This is a genomic window from Candidatus Pelagibacter communis (genome assembly GCF_001179845.1).
GTDB classification, from domain to species: Bacteria; Pseudomonadota; Alphaproteobacteria; order Pelagibacterales; family Pelagibacteraceae; genus Pelagibacter; species Pelagibacter ubique_Q.
Window position 1 is genome coordinate 1 of sequence record NZ_CVSB01000040.1, and the last position, 1,011, is coordinate 1,011.

Genomic DNA, 1,011 nt, shown 5'->3' on the forward strand with positions numbered 1-1,011 from the left:
TAGTCCCAGAAGTACATCCATAAACTACACAATCTAAATCTTGATCAGGCAAAATATCTTTAGTGACTTCCGTCACTTTATTAGCCATTTTGATCAGGTTTTCTTTCGTGAGGGGGTTGTAGCATTCAATACGATTAACAAAGAAATCAATTTTCCTGTTTTTAATCACATTAATAAAATCTTTTTCAATCATAAAATCACTTGCAAGAGCAATTAAGCCAACTCTAGGATTAGTTTGGCTGATAAATTTTGGATCTATTTTTGTTGAATTCATATTTTAAAAAGTGAATATACCACAAGTTCTTTAATAATCATTAATATTAAAAGTAGGCATGAATATAAAAGATACTTTTGTTGCTTCTCTTGTGCCAATTTTTTTAGGTTTTGGTTTTGTAATAGCAAAACCTGCTTTTGAGTCTTTCCCTCCTATTCTTTTAATGGGTATAAGATTTATGTTTGCTGCATCATTATTGATTTGGTGGTTTCCAATTCCAAAAGGATATTTAAAAAGAATATTTGCTGCATCATTAGTAGCTAATACATTGCAATATAGTATTACGTATTCTGGTTTAGATTTAATTGATGCTTCCGCAGCAGTTCTTTTAGTTCAAACAGAAGTTCCATTTGGAGTTATTTTTGCTTACTTCATCCTTAGAGAAAAACCAACTATCAGAGCTTTGATAGGAATAGCAATCGCTTTTGTAGGTGTTTATATTTTAACTGGATCTCCAAACCTAGATGGAAAGTTTATTGGAATTGGTCTTACAATTTTAGGATCTGCTGTATGGGCTCTTGGACAAGTTATGGTTAAACCTTTAAGTAAAGAAATAAATCCATTAGCTTTAGTTGCTTGGTTAGCGTTGTTCTCTGGACCAGTTCTTGTGTTGCTGTCTGCAATAATTGATGAAAATACAATTAATTATTTAACGAATGCCAAATTTGATCATTGGATTATTGCAATTTATATTGGTTTCATTATGCAACCAATTACTTACGGTTGTTTCTATTATG

General features: G+C 31.1%; 1 protein-coding gene and 1 pseudogene. One reads left to right on the forward strand and one right to left on the reverse strand.

The window, feature by feature from the left end; all coding sequences use genetic code 11:
• Positions 1 to 274, reverse strand: a pseudogene (locus AMN81_RS04160) (racemase); the annotation flags it as partial.
• 58 nt (positions 275 to 332) lie between these two features.
• On the opposite strand from AMN81_RS04160, the gene AMN81_RS04165 reads away from it, so the two are divergent.
• On the forward strand, positions 333 to 1,011 hold a 679-nt coding region (locus AMN81_RS04165), incomplete at its 3' end, for a DMT family transporter (protein ID WP_072090846.1).